Below are 15177 nucleotides of genomic sequence, written 5' to 3'. Positions count from 1 at the left end.
TTGCGGGTGGTTTTTACGGTGCAAATCGAGCCCCAAAACAGTGCGCCGGTCACGTTGTGCGCGCTGCGTTGGGGCTCGGTGTTACCTATTTATACCCACGCCATAGAAGGGGGTGAGACCGAACGGGCTGATACGGAAATCAGTGACTTCCTTGCGCAGCGGCTGGAACACCGTGGAGTTGGCAATCGGCGTGATTGGCACTTGTTGTTTAAGGATCAGTTGCGCCTGTTGATACAGCTTTATCCGTTGCGCCTTATCAGTCGCAACTTTGGCTTGCTGAACAAGCTTGTCGTAGGCCGGATCACACCATTTGGCGTAGTTGCTGCCCTTTACCGCCGCGCAGCTGTAGAGCACGCCGAGCCAGTTGTCCGGGTCACCGTTGTCGCCGGTCCAGCCGTAGATCATCGCGTCGTGCTCGCCGTTTTTCGCGCGTTTGATGTACTCGCCCCACTCGTAGCTGACGATGTTGGCCTTGATGCCGATCTTCGCCCAGTCCTGCTGGATCATCTGCGCCGACATGCGTGCATTCGGGTTCGATGCGCGCTGCACTGTCATCGCCCAGAGGTTGATGGTTGTACCCGGCGCAACCCCTGCTTCTTTCAGTAGCACCCGGGCTTTTTCCGGGTCGTATGGCGCGTCCTTGATGTTCGGGTCGTACGACCATTGCGCGGGCGGCAAGGCATTGTGTGCCAACTGGCCGGCACTTTGGTAAACGGCCTTGATGATGGCCGGCTTGTCGATGGCCATGTCCAGAGCCTGACGCACCTTTAGCTGGTCCAGTGGCGGGTGCGTGGTGTTGTAGGCGAGGAAACCGAGGTTGAAACCGGGCTGCTTGAGCACGCGCAGGTTCGGGTCTTTTTCCATCACATCGATATCCGCCGGGCGCGGGTAGCCGCTGACCTGGCATTCACCGGCCTTGAGTTTTTGCAGACGTACGGCCGCGTCCGGAGTGATCGAGAAAATCAGGTTATCGATCTTCACGTCTTCGGGTTTCCAGTAGGCCTTGTTCGCGACATAGCGGATCTGCGAATCCTTCTGGTAGCGCTTGAACACGAACGGGCCAGTGCCGATGGGTTTCTGATTGAGGTCGGCGGCTTTGCCTTCCTTCAATAGCTGCGCGGCGTATTCGGCCGACTGCACCGAGGCGAAGCTCATGGCGAGATTCTGCACGAAGGCAGCGTCGACGTTGTTGAGATTGAAGCGCACGCTGTGCTCGTTGAGTTTTTCCACCGATTTGATCGTGGTGTTCAGGCCCATGTCGGTGAAGTACGGGGACTCGGCGGGGTAGGCTTTGCGGAAGGCGTTAGCCGGGTCGAGCAGGCGCTGGAAGGTGAATACGACGTCGTCGGCGTTGAAGTCGCGGGTCGGGGTGAAGTAGTCGGTGCTGTGGAATTTCACCCCTTCGCGCAGGTGGAAGGTGTATTGCAGGCCGTCGCTGGAGACGTCCCATTTTGTCGCCAGGCCGGGCTCGATGTCGGTGCCGCCGCGCTGGAATTGGGTGAGGCGGTTGAAGACGGTTTCGGCGGAGGCGTCGAAATCGGTGCCGCTGGTGTATTGGCTGGGGTCGAAGCCGGCGGGGCTGGCTTCGGAGCAGTAGACCAGGGTTGTGGCGGCATGTGTGATCGGGGCTATGGTCGTTAGTGCGAGCGTGATCAGTAGTGGTTTCAGGGTGAATCTTGGCATGGAGTCCCCGGGGAATTTGCTGGTTATGCTTTTCAGGGTAGCGGGGATTTGGGGGGCTTCGGAAATATCGTTTTTTGTGTTGGGGTGTCTGTCTCGGTATATAGCGGCTTATGTTGTGTTGTTTTGGGTGTATATCCGTTGCTGCGGTAACGGCGGCTTATGGTTTCGCCTGACGGCGACTCACTTTTTTTACAAACGCCTAAAAAAAGTAAGCAAAAAAACGCTTGCTCCTACGTACGGCCCTCGCAGGCTCGGGTCCCTTCGCTCCGGGATCGATCCGGGCGCAGCGGCTACGGTTTGCTTCGCTGCACCTACTTCCGCTGTGTCTGGCTGCGCCAGACGGTCGCTGCGCTCCCACGCCCGGATCGATCCCTCCACTCAGCCTTCCGACGTCGCCGGTGACGCAAGATCAAAAGCAGGCGAGCTGACACTCGGCCTATTGAGTGGTGAGAAGCGACGCATGGCTTGGGATTTTCGGTGGATTCGCCCCTCACCCCAGCCCTCTCCCCCAGGAGAGGGAGCCGATTCGTGGGCCGTTCAAAACCTGAGTTCGACTCGGTATTTCAGGTCGGAGTGGCTTTCGCATCCACCGCGGTCAGTCCCCTCTCCCTCCGGGAGAGGGCTAGGGTGAGGGATGGCTTTTGGCTGTTTAAAGCTGTGTCAGATAACCAGAACCTTCCCACAAGGTTTTCAGGTTGTCCGTCGGACGCTCGCTCTCTAGGCTCTGGGTGTCGCTGAATGTTCAGTGATCGGGTGTGAGAACCCGCTGAGCTTGAAACTGGCACCAGTAAGACCATAATTGCGGCCGGCTTATCAGCTGTCGCGATGCCTTATGGCGGCTGTGTGCGGGCAGACTTCGGTCTGGCCGGTTTTCTGCTCACCGGTTTCTCACTCCGCACATAGCTGCCACCCTTCGTCACGTGAGAAATGGCTAAGGGCGGCTCGAATTACGAGCAGATTTGTATGAAAGATAAAATTGTCCCCGACCCACCCCTTGAACCCACAACCCCTCTCGAAGACGCCGTCCGCGCCGACGATCAAATCAAGAACCGCGAAGCCATAAAGCGTGCCCTCGATTTCTATCTCTGCCCTCCACCCAGCAAACCGCATCCACCGAGCACGATGTTTTTGATCCAGCCCGACATCGACACTGAGAGCCTGCTGGCTCACGCCTGCGAATCCCTGGCTTCGGCGAATACCCTTGCCGGAAACTTTGCCGATCAACTGGGCCGGCCCGAGCGCAATACAGCGCTGGCGATTCAGCAGATCATCATGCTGGCGGAGCTGGCGGTGAATCGGGCGCTGGATCGGGTTGATCCGCAGGCTTGAGCCCGAGTCATCGTTTTTCGCGAGCAGGCTCACTCCTACAGGGGAATGCATTTCAAACTGTGTGCGAGCCTGCTCGCGAAAGCGGTGGAACATTCACCACAAATCCCCGGCATAAAAAAACCGCCGATCATTCACCGATCGGCGGTTCTTCATTCAGCCAAGCTCAATTCACTGCATCAACACTTCAATCGAGCCATCGGCGGTCATGCTGACCTGACTGGTGCCGGCTTCAACTTCTGGTGTCACCGGTGCTGAATCCATGGCGGCGGCTTTCATCATCATTGGGCCGCGCAGGTACGGTTGTGGGTAACCGTTGCTGTTGAGGTTCAGGTTGACGATTTTGTAGCCTTTGCCGCCCAGGGCGTCGGTGGCCAGTTGTGCGCGGGCCTTGAAAGCGCTGACGGCTTCTTTGAGCAACTGGTCTTCGCTGGCCTTGCGGGTCGGGTCGGCGATGGCGAAGTCCATGCCGCCCATTTTCAGGTCGGTCAGCAGCTCGCCGGTGAGTTTCGACAGGGCGGCGAAGTCGGTGCTTTCCAGGCGCAGTTCGGCGCGTTCGCGCCAGCCGGTGATTTTCTGGCCCTTGGTGTCGTAGATCGGGTAGCTGTTGCGGCTGCCCGTGCGCAGGGTGATGTCCTTGACTTGCTTGGCCTGGGCCGTTGCCTTGTTCATCGTGGTGCTGATGGCGGCGGCGAGTTTGGCCGGGTCGGTGTTCTGGTCTTCGGTGTAGAGCGTCACGATCATCTGATCGCGAGCCACTTCCTGGCTGACTTCGGCGCGCAGGGAAATCTGGTTGTAGTGCAGCTCATCGGCGGCCAGGGCCGGAAGGCTTGCGATGCTGCCGACGGTCAGGGCGAGAAGGGCGGCGCTGCGGCGAACTGTGTGCATGAAAGCTCCTTGAGGGGGCGCAGGTGTTGGTTCGAGCCTGCGTGAACCATCAGACTCCAGAAAGCAGCTGCAAGTTGCAAGCTTCAAGCTTCAAGCTGCAAGTAAAAGCAAGAGCAAGAACTGCGTCGCTTTTGATCTTGCTTGCCGCTTGAAGCTTGCAACTTGCAGCTGCCTTCCTGTGGTCGTTTGCCGCACTTTCGCCTCTCACGCCCGCGCCTTGGTTATACTCCCTGCGATCCGCCTGGAGCGCTCATCAGGAGAGCTCATGCTCGCCCCCGTACAACTGACTTCCGCCACTCGCCAGAACCTCTGGCGGCTGACGTTCATTCGCACCCTCGTGCTCGCCGCGCAGGCCGGTTCTGTGGGGCTGGCGTATTGGCTGCAATTGTTGCCGTTGCCGTGGGTGCAACTGGCGATGACCCTCGGCTGTTCGACCTTGCTCTGTGTATTCACCGCCGTGCGTCTGCGCACATCGTGGCCGGTGACCGAGCTTGAATACGCGCTGCAACTGGCGTGCGATCTGGTGATTCACAGTGCGCTGCTGTATTTCTCCGGCGGCTCGACCAACCCGTTCGTTTCCTATTATCTGGTGCCGCTGACCATCGCCGCGGTGACGCTGCCGTGGCGCTATTCGGTGATCCTGTCGGGCATTGCGCTGGCGTTGTACACGGTGATGCTGACGCGTTTCTATCCGCTGGAGACCTTGCCGGTGGCCCGCGAGAATCTGCAGATCTACGGCATGTGGCTGAGCTTTGCATTGGCGGCGGCGGTGATTACCTTTTTTGCTGCGCGCATGGCCGAAGAGTTGCGCCGTCAGGAAGAGTTGCGGGCGATTCGCCGTGAGGAAGGTTTGCGCGATCAGCAGTTGCTCGCCGTCGCCACTCAGGCCGCAGGCGCTGCCCATGAACTTGGCACGCCGCTGGCGACCATGAGCGTGTTGCTCAAGGAAATGCAGCAGGACCATCCCGACCCGATGTTGCAGGACGATCTGAAGGTGCTGCAGGATCAGGTCAAGCTGTGCAAGGAAACCTTGCAGCAACTGGTCCGTGCCGCCGAGGCCAACCGGCGTCTGGCGGTAGAAATGCAGGACGTCACCGACTGGCTCGACGAAGCGCTGAACCGCTGGCATCTGATGCGCCCGGAGGCCAGTTATCGCTTCCAGCGTCTCGGCCAGGGCAGCGTGCCGCGCATGGCTCCGCCGCCGGATCTGACCCAGGCGCTGCTCAATCTGCTGAACAATGCCGCCGACGCCTGCCCGGAAAACCTCCAGGTCACCCTGGATTGGGATGCGGAAACGCTGACCATCAGCATTCGCGACCACGGCGCCGGTGTTCCGCTGGCCATTGCCGAGCAGATCGGCAAACCGTTTTTTACCACCAAGGGCAAAGGTTTCGGCCTGGGCCTGTTTTTGAGCAAGGCCAGCGTGACACGCGCCGGCGGCTCAGTGAAACTCTATAGTCATGAGGAAGGCGGCACGCTCACCGAGCTGCGCCTGCCCCACGGCGCCCGAGGAGACCTAACATGAGTGACGAAATCCAAGTCGAAGGCGAAGAACTGCCGCATTTGCTGCTGGTCGATGACGACGCGACCTTCACCCGCGTGATGGCGCGCGCCATGGCCCGCCGTGGCTTTCGCGTCAGCACCGCCGGTTCCGCCGAAGAAGGCCTGACCATCGCTCAGGCCGATCTGCCGGATTACGCCGCGCTCGACCTGAAAATGGACGGTGACTCCGGTCTGGTGCTGCTGCCCAAGCTGCTGGAGCTGGACCCGGAAATGCGCGTGGTGATCCTCACCGGCTATTCGAGCATTGCCACTGCGGTCGAGGCGATCAAGCGCGGTGCCTGCAACTACCTGTGCAAACCGGCCGACGCCGACGACGTGCTGGCCGCGTTGCTGTCCGAGCACGCCGACCTCGACAGTCTGGTGCCGGAAAACCCGATGTCGGTCGACCGCCTGCAGTGGGAGCACATCCAGCGCGTGCTCACCGAGCACGAAGGCAACATCTCCGCCACTGCCCGCGCCTTGGGCATGCATCGCCGCACCCTGCAGCGCAAACTGCAGAAGCGCCCGGTTCGTCGCTGAACCTGCGCTGAACGACTATCGCCAGCCCTCGCGATGAAACGCACCGATCATCTATGATCGGTGCGTGTCTGTTCTTATCTTTATCGAGCCTTATCCATGAATCAGAACGCTGAATATTCCGCGGTCAACGATGCTGTGCGCGGGCAGTTTTTTCGCAAAGTCTGGGCGATGACCACGCCTTATTGGCGCAGTGAAGAGAAGGGCAAGGCCTGGACGTTGCTGATTGCAGTGATTGCATTGACATTGTTCAGCGTGGCCATCTCGGTGTGGATCAACAGCTGGTACAAGGACTTCTACAACGCCTTGCAGAAAAAGGACGAGGCGGCGTTCTGGCAGTTGATCCTGTATTTCTGCGGCATCGCGGCGGTGGCGATTCTTGGCGCGGTGTATCGCCTGTACCTGACGCAGATGCTGACTATCCGCTGGCGGGCGTGGCTGACCGAAAAGCACTTCAAGCGCTGGCTCGACCACAAGAACTATTACCAGCTGGAGCAGGGCGGTTACACCGATAACCCCGATCAGCGAATTTCCGAAGACCTCAACACCTACACTGCCAACACCCTGAGCCTGGGCCTCGGGCTGCTGCGCACGATTGTCAGCCTGGTGTCGTTCTCGATCATTTTGTGGGGCGTTTCGGGCAGCATCGAGGTCTTTGGTATCGAGATTCCCGGCTACATGTTCTGGTGTGCGCTGCTCTATGCGGCTGTCGGCAGTTGGCTGACGCACCTGATCGGTCGCCGCTTGATCGGTTTGAACAACCAGCAGCAACGCTTCGAGGCCGACCTGCGTTTCTCCATGGTGCGGGTGCGGGAAAACGCCGAAAGTATTGCGCTGTACAACGGCGAGCCGAATGAAAATCGCCGTTTGAGCAGCCGCTTCGGCCTGGTCTGGCACAACTTCTGGGACATCATGCGCGTGTCCAAGCGTCTGACGTTCTTCACCTCCGGCTACGGCCAGATCGCAATCATTTTCCCGTTTATCGTCGCGGCGCCGCGCTACCTGTCCGGCAAGATCGAACTGGGCGAGCTGATGCAAATCAACTCGGCGTTCGGCAACGTGCAGGAGAACTTCAGCTGGTTCATCACTGCCTACGCGGATCTGGCCGCGTGGCGTGCGACCTGTGATCGTCTGCTGAGCTTCCGTCAGGCCATGAGCGACAACGAAGAGCGGGCTCCAGCCATTGATGTGCAGAACCAGGGCAGCGAATTGCAGGTGCACAACCTCGGGCTGGATCTGGCCGACGGCCGTCATCTGTTGACCAACGCCGACATGACCGTGGAACCGGGTGAGCGAGTGATGCTCAGCGGGCGTTCCGGCAGCGGCAAGTCGACGTTGCTGCGGGCGATGGGGCACTTGTGGCCGGCGGGGCATGGCAATATTCGCCTGCCAGCGGCGCGTTATCTGTTTCTGCCGCAGAAACCGTATCTGCCGATCGGTACCTTGCGCGAAGCGCTGAGTTATCCACAACCGGGCGACACTTACGCAACAGAGCGTTATGCCCAGGTACTGGAAACCTGTCGCCTGCCGCATCTGGTTGCACGGCTCGACGAAGCCAATCACTGGCAGCGCATGCTGTCGCCGGGCGAACAGCAGCGCCTGGCCTTCGCCCGCGCGCTGCTTTATGCACCGCAATGGCTATACATGGACGAAGCGACCTCGGCGATGGACGAGGAGGACGAAGCGACGCTGTACCAGGCGCTGGTCGATCAGATCCCGGGGTTGAGTATCGTCAGCGTCGGCCATCGCAGCAGTCTGAAACGTTTCCATCCACGGCATGTGCGGATCGATAGCGGGCACTTGATAGAGCAACCCGTGACGGCCTGACACCATGCATTCCCCTGTAGGAGTGAGCCTGCTCGCGATAGCGGTATGACAGTCAAAGAGGATGCCGACTGAACTGACGCCATCGCGAGCAGGCTCACTCCTACAAAGGGCATTGTGATCTGGGCGGTGATCGTACAACCCGCTTGAGCTATGATGGCCGCAAGCCGAACTTTCGAGACAAGATGCAGATCATGGAAAAGCTGATGGACACCCCGCGCCTACCGCGCAAGCGCCGCAGTCTGGCTCAGGAACTGGTGACGGTGCTGAGCGAGCAGATCCGCGATGGTCTGCTCAAACGTGGTGACAAGTTGCCCACCGAGTCGGCGATCATGGAAGCCCATGGCGTCAGCCGCACCGTGGTGCGTGAGGCGATTTCCCGTCTGCAGGCCGCAGGTCAGGTGGAAACCCGCCATGGCATCGGCACCTTCGTCCTCGACACGCCGAGCCCGAGTGGTTTCCGTATCGACCCGGCGACCGTCGTCACCCTGCGTGACGTCCTGGCTATCCTCGAATTGCGCATCAGCCTCGAAGTCGAATCCGCCGGCCTCGCCGCACAACGTCGCACTCCCGAGCAACTGGCGACCATGCGCGCCGCCCTTGATGCGTTGAACGAAAGCGCCTCGCATGCCAGCGACGCGGTGTCGTCAGACTTTGCCTTCCACCTCGAAATTGCCCTGTCCACCGGCAACCGCTATTTCACCGACATCATGACCCACCTGGGCACCAGCATCATTCCGCGGACGCGGCTGAACTCGGCGCGCCTGGCCCATGATGATCAGCAACATTACATGGGCCGTCTGAGCCGTGAGCACGAAGAAATCTACGATGCGATCGCCCGTCAGGATTCAGATGCAGCCCGCGCCGCGATGCGTCTGCATTTGACCAACAGCCGTGAGAGGCTGCGCCAGGCTCATGAAGAGGCGCAGGCGCAGCGAGGGTAAGTATTACGCCTCTATTCGCAGCCTCAGCGGCAGTGAATACGGCTCCATACTCGACTCATCCCGAAACTTGTAGCGCAGCTCCACCTCGCGGCCCAGGTACGGTTGCAGCGCTTCTTTCGGCAACTGCACCTCGATGTCGAACAGCTTTTCCATTTCATCCTCGGCATCGTCCCAGGTGCCGGTATCGACTTCGTCTCCCTCCCATTCGGGCTCTTCGGCATCGCTGCCGAGGATCGCGTAGACGGTCCAGTTCGCTGCGAAATCGCTGGAATCCGGAACCTGCACAGTGAGGATGTCCGGCAATTGCGAAAGATGAACGGTGACGCAGTCGTCCTTCGCAGGGGCTGCGTGGGTGAGGGTGGGGGCGGAAAAATGCATCGACATAACGGCTTCCTTTGAGTGGTCCGCCACGATCCTTCGTGGCAGTCGTCCCACTTTACGAGCCGCTCGCCCTCAATGACTTAAACGAATCCAGACCAGATATTTCTGTGAACGGACGCCGTAAAGACGGGCCTCGCAGCGATTTTTGCCAGGTCCAGAGCCAATCTTGTCCGACAAAAAAGTGCCGACAACGATGAAATGCAGTTGACGGTTATCTTTTAAGTTGTACGATGACCTACAACTTCAGCCAAGGCTGAACGGTCCACTCACAATAAAACGTTGCTACCAGGGTGTTCGAATAATGAATCCACAAGAACTGAAGTCCATCCTCTCTGCCGGCCTGCTGTCGTTCCCGGTGACCGATTTCAACGCGCAAGGCGATTTCAACCGCGCGGGCTATATCAAACGCCTGGAATGGCTGGCTCCGTATGGCGCTTCGGCCCTGTTCGCAGCGGGCGGCACCGGTGAGTTCTTCTCCCTGGCCGCCAGCGAATACTCGGAAATCATCAAGACTGCCGTCGACACCTGCGCGACCAGCGTGCCAATCCTCGCCGGCGTGGGCGGTTCGACCCGTCAGGCCATCGAATACGCTCAGGAAGCCGAGCGTCTGGGCGCCAAAGGCCTGCTGCTGCTGCCGCACTACCTGACCGAAGCGAGCCAGGACGGCGTTGCCGCTCACGTTGAAGCCGTGTGTAAATCGGTGAAAATCGGCGTGGTCGTCTACAACCGCAACGTTTGCCGCCTCAACGCGCCGCTGCTGGAACGTCTGGCCGAGCGCTGCCCGAACCTGATCGGCTACAAGGACGGCCTGGGCGATATCGAGTTGATGGTGTCGATCCGTCGCCGCCTCGGTGATCGCTTCAGCTACCTGGGCGGCCTGCCGACCGCTGAAGTCTACGCCGCGGCCTACAAGGCGCTGGGCGTGCCGGTCTACTCCTCGGCGGTATTCAACTTCATCCCGAAAACCGCGATGGACTTCTACCACGCGATCGCCCGTGAAGATCACGCCACCGTTGGCAAGATCATCGACGACTTCTTCCTGCCGTACCTCGACATCCGTAACCGCAAGGCCGGTTACGCCGTGAGCATCGTCAAGGCAGGCGCGAAAATCGCCGGCTATGACGCAGGTCCGGTGCGTGCGCCGCTGACCGACCTGACCGGCGAAGAGTACGACATGCTCGCCGCGCTGATCGACAAGCAGGGCGCGCAGTAACACCTGAGTAGAGCGAGGCCGCTGAGCAATCAGCGGCTTTTTGCGTAAAGGCTTTTAGAGTTGAGGGCTGCCCTGTGACAACTGCAAAACGCTACGACAACTACATCAACGGCGAGTGGGTCGCCGGTGCCGATTACTCGGCCAACATCAACCCGTCCGAATTGAGCGACAACATCGGCGACTACGCCAAGGCTGACCTGAATCAGGTCAATGCTGCCATCGACGCCGCCCGCGCGGCATTTCCGGCGTATTCCACTTCGGGCATTCAGGCCCGTCACGATTCGCTGGACAAGGTCGGCACCGAAATCCTCGCCCGTCGCGAAGAACTTGGCACGCTGCTGGCTCGCGAAGAAGGCAAGACCCTGCCGGAAGCCATCGGCGAAGTGACCCGCGCCGGCAACATCTTCAAGTTTTTCGCCGGCGAATGCCTGCGCCTGTCCGGCGACTACGTGCCGTCGGTACGCCCGGGCGTCAACGTTGAAGTCACTCGCGAAGCGCTGGGCGTGGTCGGCCTGATCACCCCGTGGAACTTCCCGATCGCCATTCCTGCCTGGAAAATCGCCCCGGCCCTGGCCTACGGCAACTGCGTGGTGCTCAAGCCTGCCGATCTGGTGCCGGGCTGCGCCTGGGCCCTGGCGGAAATCATCTCCCGCGCGGGCTTCCCGGCCGGTGCGTTCAACCTGGTAATGGGCAGCGGTCGCGTGGTTGGCGAGGCGTTGGTCAACAGCCCGAAAGTCGACGGCATCAGCTTCACCGGTTCGGTAGGCGTTGGCCGGCAGATCGCAGTCAACTGCGTTTCGCGCCAGGCCAAGGTGCAGCTGGAAATGGGCGGCAAGAACCCGCAGATCATTCTCGACGACGCCGACCTCAAGCAAGCCGTCGAGCTGTCGGTGCAGAGTGCGTTCTACTCCACCGGTCAGCGCTGCACGGCGTCGAGCCGTCTGATCGTGACCGCCGGCATCCACGACAAATTCGTCGAGGCCATGGCCGAACGCATGAAGTCGATCAAGGTCGGCCACGCCCTCAAAGCCGGCACCGACATTGGTCCGGTGGTGTCCCAGGCGCAGCTCGAACAGGACATGAAGTACATCGACATCGGCCAGTCCGAAGGTGCGCGTCTGGTCAGCGGCGGTGGTGTGGTGACCTGCGACACCGAAGGCTACTTCCTCGCGCCGACTTTGTTCGCCGACAGTGAAGCGTCGATGCGCATCAGCCGTGAAGAGATCTTCGGCCCGGTCGCCAACGTCGTGCGCGTGGCGGACTACGAAGCGGCATTGGCGATGGCCAACGACACCGAATTCGGTCTGTCCGCCGGCATCGCCACCACTTCATTGAAGTATGCCAACCACTTCAAGCGCCACTCCCAGGCCGGGATGGTAATGGTCAACCTGCCGACCGCCGGTGTCGATTACCACGTACCGTTCGGTGGCCGTAAAGGTTCGTCCTACGGCTCGCGTGAGCAGGGCCGCTATGCGCAAGAGTTCTACACGGTCGTGAAGACCAGTTACATCGGCTCCTGACCCTGTAGGAGTTTGCCTGCAAGCGATAGCCTCACCGCGGTGTGACTGAAACACCGCAGTGTGCCATCGCTGGCAGGCCAGCTCCCACCAAAGCAAGACCAAAGAAGCTTCACCCCGCATAAAAATAATCAGTGGGAGTACATCTACATGCAATCGTCCAAGCCGACTCACGTCCGCTATTTGATCCTGCTCATGCTGTTTCTGGTGACCACGATCAACTACGCCGACCGTGCCACGATCGCCATTGCCGGCTCCAGCCTGCAAAAGGATCTGGGCATCGACGCCGTTACCCTCGGCTACATCTTCTCCGCATTCGGTTGGGCCTACGTGGCCGGGCAAATCCCCGGTGGCTGGCTGCTCGATCGCTTCGGCTCGAAAAAAGTCTATGCGCTGAGCATTTTCACCTGGTCGCTGTTCACCGTGCTGCAAGGCTTTGTCGGTGAATTCGGCATGTCCACTGCGGTGGTTGCGCTGTTCATGCTGCGTTTCCTTGTGGGCCTGGCCGAAGCGCCATCGTTCCCTGGCAATGCGCGCATTGTTGCCGCGTGGTTCCCGACCGCTGAACGCGGCACCGCCTCGGCGATCTTCAACTCGGCGCAGTACTTCGCCACCGTGTTGTTCGCGCCGCTGATGGGCTGGATCGTCTACAGCTTCGGCTGGGAGCACGTGTTCATCGTCATGGGGATCCTCGGTATCGTGTTCTCGCTGGTCTGGCTGAAAGTGATCTACAGCCCGCGCGAGCATCCACGCATCAATGACGCCGAATTCAAGCACATCGCCGACAACGGCGGCATGGTCGACATGGACCAGAAGGGCAAGAAGGCCGACGGTCCGAAGTGGGATTACATCCGTCAGTTGCTGACCAACCGCATGATGCTCGGCGTGTATCTGGGCCAGTACTGCATCAACGGCATCACGTATTTCTTCCTGACCTGGTTCCCGGTGTATCTGGTGCAAGAGCGTGGCATGACCATTCTCAAGGCTGGTTTCATCGCTTCGTTGCCGGCGATCTGCGGCTTCATCGGTGGTGTGCTCGGCGGGGTAATTTCCGATTACCTGCTGCGCAAAGGCCATTCGCTGACCTTCGCCCGCAAGGCACCGATCATTGCCGGTCTGCTGGTGTCGAGCAGCATCGTGGCGTGCAACTATGTCGAAGTGGAATGGATGGTCGTTGGCTTCATGGCCCTGGCATTCTTCGGCAAAGGCGTGGGCGCACTGGGCTGGGCGGTGGTGTCCGACACCTCGCCGAAGCAGATCGCCGGTTTGAGTGGCGGCCTGTTCAACACCTTTGGCAACATCGCTTCGATCACCACCCCGATCGTGATTGGCTACATCATCAGCTCTACCGGTTCGTTCAAATGGGCGCTGGTGTTTGTGGGTGCCAACGCACTGGTCGCGGTGTTCAGTTATCTGGTGATCGTCGGCCCGATCAAGCGCGTGGTCCTCAAAGAGCCGCCTGCCAAGGGCGGTAATGAAGCCACCGGCAATTTGTCTCAAGCGCATTCCTGAGGAGCGGCGTCATGCAGTTGATTGAACATTCCGACTCGCCGCGCTACATCCGCCTGCACGAGCGGGACAATGTTGTAGTGGTGGTCAACGACCAGGGCGTACCGGCCGGCACTGAATTTGCCGATGGTCTGGTGACGGTGGATTTCGTTCCGCAGAGCCACAAGGTCACCCTGGAAGACATTCCCGAGGGCGGCGCGGTGATTCGTTACGGGCAGATCATCGGTTATGCCTTGCAGCCGATCCGTCGCGGCAGTTGGGTCAAGGAAGATCAACTGCGCATGCCGACCGCACCTCCGCTGGACAGCCTGCCGCTGTCCACCGACGTGCCGGACGCGCAGGCTCCACTGGAAGGCTTCACCTTCGAGGGTTATCGCAACGCCGACGGCACCGTCGGCACGCGCAACATTCTCGGCATCACTACGACCGTGCAGTGCGTCACCGGCGTGCTCGATCACGCGGTGAAAAGGATCAAGGAAGAGCTGCTGCCCAAGTACCCTCACGTCGATGACGTGGTGGCACTGACCCACAGCTACGGCTGCGGCGTGGCGATCACCGCCACCGACGCCTACATTCCGATCCGCACCGTGCGCAATCTGGCGCGCAACCCGAACCTGGGCGGCGAGGCACTGGTGATCAGCCTGGGCTGCGAGAAATTGCAGGCCGGACAGGTGATGCACGAGGACGATGCGTCGGTCGATCTCAGCGACCCGTGGTTGTATCGCTTGCAGGACTCCAGCCACGGCTTCACTGAAATGATCGAGCAGATCATGGAACTGGCCGAGGTCCGTTTGAAGAAGCTCGACCAGCGCCGCCGTGAAACCGTGCCGGCGTCCGAGCTGATTCTGGGCATGCAGTGCGGCGGCAGCGATGCCTTCTCCGGCATCACCGCTAACCCGGCGCTGGGTTTTGCCTCGGATCTGCTGCTGCGTGCCGGGGCGACGGTGATGTTTTCCGAAGTCACCGAAGTGCGCGACGCGATCTACCTGCTGACCTCTCGCGCACAAACGCAAGCCGTGGCTGAAGAGCTGGTGCGCGAAATGGACTGGTACGACCGTTACCTGGCCAAGGGCGAGGCCGATCGCAGTGCCAACACCACGCCGGGCAACAAGAAGGGCGGCTTGTCGAACATTGTCGAGAAGTCGCTGGGTTCGATCGTCAAGTCCGGCAGCAGCGCGATCAACGGCGTGCTTGGCCCGGGGGAGCGCTTCAAGCAGAAGGGTTTGATTTTCTGTGCGACACCGGCCAGCGATTTTGTCTGCGGCACCTTGCAACTGGCGGCGGGGATGAACCTGCATGTGTTCACCACCGGGCGTGGCACGCCTTACGGGCTGGCGATGGCGCCAGTGGTCAAGGTTTCGACGCGAACCGAACTGGCGCAGCGCTGGCCGGATCTGATCGACATCGATGCCGGACGCATTGCTACCGGACGCGCGACCATCGAGGAGTTGGGTTGGGAGCTGTTTCACTACTATCTGGATGTGGCGAGCGGCAAGCAACAGACCTGGGCGGAGAAGCACAAGCTGCATAACGATATTACGTTGTTCAACCCGGCGCCGATTACCTGACGGTTTGGGGGAGGGCGGTCAACAGCTACCCTCACCCCAGCCCTCTCCCAAAGGGAGAGGGGGCCGGTCCGGGGATATTTTAGAAGTACACCGACCTGCAAGAGCTGTGTTGAATCCATAGTCGACTCGATTTTGCAGAGCGATGTAATGCAGCAAGACACCTCGGTCAGTCCCCTCTCCCTCCGGGAGAGGGTTAGGGTGAGGGGCTTTTATAGCTTTTGGCTTATCATTGCCCCTAATCGACG

The 15177-nt window shown here is 60.2% G+C and carries 12 protein-coding genes; 9 read left to right on the top strand and 3 right to left on the bottom strand.

Translation table 11 applies throughout. From position 1 onward, the window contains the following. Positions 1–81: 81 nt before the first annotated feature. Positions 82–1683 (bottom strand): ABC transporter substrate-binding protein, encoded by a 1602-nt coding sequence (locus tag BLU24_RS24435; RefSeq protein ID WP_093104708.1) that lies wholly within the window; start codon positions 1681–1683, stop codon positions 82–84. A 927-nt stretch (positions 1684–2610) separates the two neighbouring features. On the opposite strand from BLU24_RS24435, the gene BLU24_RS24430 reads away from it, so the two are divergent. Next, entirely contained in the window at positions 2611–3012 is a 402-nt protein-coding gene (locus BLU24_RS24430; protein WP_093104705.1) for a DUF6124 family protein, read from the top strand. A 168-nt stretch (positions 3013–3180) separates the two neighbouring features. Here BLU24_RS24430 and BLU24_RS24425 read toward each other — a convergent pair whose 3' ends face one another. Beyond that, positions 3181–3897 carry an SIMPL domain-containing protein gene (locus tag BLU24_RS24425; protein ID WP_093104701.1) on the bottom strand — a complete coding sequence of 239 codons (717 nt, stop codon included), beginning with the start codon at positions 3895–3897 and terminating at the stop codon, positions 3181–3183. 265 nt (positions 3898–4162) lie between these two features. Here BLU24_RS24425 and BLU24_RS24420 point away from each other — a divergent pair, with 265 nt between their 5' ends. The 4 genes from BLU24_RS24420 (at position 4163) to BLU24_RS24405 (ending at position 8744) form a co-directional block, all read left to right on the top strand. Continuing rightward, positions 4163–5422 carry an ATP-binding protein gene (locus BLU24_RS24420; protein WP_090281752.1) on the top strand — a complete coding sequence of 420 codons (1260 nt, stop codon included), beginning with the start codon at positions 4163–4165 and terminating at the stop codon, positions 5420–5422. Further along, positions 5419–5979 (top strand): response regulator transcription factor, encoded by a 561-nt coding sequence (locus BLU24_RS24415; RefSeq protein WP_003221630.1) that lies wholly within the window; start codon positions 5419–5421, stop codon positions 5977–5979. Before BLU24_RS24420 ends, BLU24_RS24415 begins: the two co-directional genes overlap by 4 nt. Before the next feature lie 96 nt (positions 5980–6075). Beyond that, positions 6076–7803, top strand: coding sequence for an ABC transporter ATP-binding protein/permease (locus BLU24_RS24410; protein ID WP_093104700.1), 1728 nt, complete (start codon positions 6076–6078; stop codon positions 7801–7803). 191 nt (positions 7804–7994) lie between these two features. Beyond that, a complete protein-coding gene (locus tag BLU24_RS24405) occupies positions 7995–8744 on the top strand; it encodes a FadR/GntR family transcriptional regulator (protein ID WP_177344124.1) in 750 nt (249 codons plus the stop codon). Between the two features lie 3 nt (positions 8745–8747). On the opposite strand, the gene BLU24_RS24400 is transcribed toward BLU24_RS24405, so the two are convergent. Then, the gene (locus tag BLU24_RS24400; protein ID WP_093104695.1) at positions 8748–9128 is read right to left on the bottom strand and encodes a hypothetical protein; all 381 of its coding nucleotides are present in this window, start codon (positions 9126–9128) and stop codon (positions 8748–8750) included. A gap of 298 nt (positions 9129–9426) precedes the next feature. Here BLU24_RS24400 and kdgD point away from each other — a divergent pair, with 298 nt between their 5' ends. The 4 genes from kdgD (at position 9427) to garD (ending at position 14932) form a co-directional block, all read left to right on the top strand. Further along, positions 9427–10338, top strand: a complete 912-nt coding sequence (kdgD, locus tag BLU24_RS24395; RefSeq protein ID WP_093104692.1) for a 5-dehydro-4-deoxyglucarate dehydratase — start codon at positions 9427–9429, stop codon at positions 10336–10338. 74 nt (positions 10339–10412) lie between these two features. Beyond that, the gene (locus tag BLU24_RS24390; RefSeq protein WP_090281756.1) at positions 10413–11858 is read left to right on the top strand and encodes an aldehyde dehydrogenase family protein; all 1446 of its coding nucleotides are present in this window, start codon (positions 10413–10415) and stop codon (positions 11856–11858) included. A 147-nt stretch (positions 11859–12005) separates the two neighbouring features. Then, on the top strand, positions 12006–13367 hold the full coding sequence (locus tag BLU24_RS24385; protein ID WP_090281757.1) for an MFS transporter: 1362 nt from the start codon (positions 12006–12008) through the stop codon (positions 13365–13367). Between the two features lie 11 nt (positions 13368–13378). Beyond that, positions 13379–14932: a galactarate dehydratase gene (gene garD / locus BLU24_RS24380; protein ID WP_090281758.1), complete on the top strand. Its 1554-nt coding sequence runs from the start codon at positions 13379–13381 to the stop codon at positions 14930–14932. Positions 14933–15177: the final 245 nt, after the last annotated feature.

The sequence above is a fragment of the Pseudomonas sp. Z003-0.4C(8344-21) genome (genome assembly GCF_900104975.1).
Taxonomy (GTDB): domain Bacteria; phylum Pseudomonadota; class Gammaproteobacteria; order Pseudomonadales; family Pseudomonadaceae; genus Aquipseudomonas; species Aquipseudomonas granadensis.
Note: the sequence above shows the minus strand (reverse complement) of the source record. Positions and strands in the feature narration are given on the sequence as shown.